Annotated in this window: 1 pseudogene; it reads left to right on the top strand. The window is 67.7% G+C overall.

From position 1 onward, the window contains the following. The first annotated feature begins 50 nt into the window (after positions 1 to 50). Positions 51 to 960: pseudogene (locus N865_RS22520) on the top strand (IS5 family transposase).

Here is a 960-nt window from a genome sequence, read left to right as displayed (position 1 = left end):
CTAGGGCGTGTCTGCTAATTGATTCGCGTGTGGTGTCCGAGGATGGCCGCATGGTTCGGGCTGGCGTGGTCACTGACGAGTTGTGGGACGTGTTGAGGACGGCGCTGCCGCAGGATGCGGGCCGGCCGGGTCGGCCGTGGAACGATCACCGGCTCACCCTCGAGGGCATCATCTGGCGGTTTCGGACGGGCTCGCCCTGGCGCGACCTGCCTGCCGAGTTCGGCGCGTTCCAGTCTGTGTGGCAACGGCATCGGCTCTGGTCGAGCGACGGCACCTACGAGAACATGCACGCCGCGGTCCGCGCGAACGCGCGCCTGGATGACGAGCTGGACATGTTGAAGGTGATCTCGATCGACTCGACGAGTGTGCGCGCGCACCAGCACGCGGCCGGTGCCCGCTTCCACGACGGGTCCGCCGAGGACGGCACAGGGGGCAGGATCGAATCACAGGAATCTGCGCGGCGAGCCGGCTGACCATGCGCTCGGCCGCTCCCGGGGCGGGTGGACCACCAAGATCCACGCCCTGACCGACGGGCTCTGCGCGCCGTTGACGTTCGCGCTCACCGCGGGTCAGGCCGGGGACAACCCGATGCTGGGACCGCTGCTGCGCCGGCACCTGGCCCACGATCCGAGCCGGGACTTCCGGTTGCTGGCAGACAAGGCCTACTCCCACCCTTCGAGCCGGCTGCTGTTGCGGCGGCTACGGATCAAGCACACGATCCCCGAGCGGTCGGACCAGATCGCCTACCGCAAGTCCAAGGGAGTCAACGGTGGCCGGCCCCCGGCATTCGATCCCAAGCTCTACCGTCACCGCAACACGGTCGAGCGCGGCTTCAACCGGCTCAAGGACTGGCGTGGGATCGCCACCCGGTATGACAAATACGCCCTGACCTACCTCGGCGGAGTCACCCTGGCCGCGATCATCATCCACAACCGCGTCCGGTTAACAGACAGGCCCTAG

This window comes from Intrasporangium oryzae NRRL B-24470 (genome assembly GCF_000576595.1).
GTDB lineage: Bacteria > Actinomycetota > Actinomycetes > Actinomycetales > Dermatophilaceae > Intrasporangium_C > Intrasporangium_C oryzae.
Note: the sequence above shows the minus strand (reverse complement) of the source record. Positions and strands in the feature narration are given on the sequence as shown.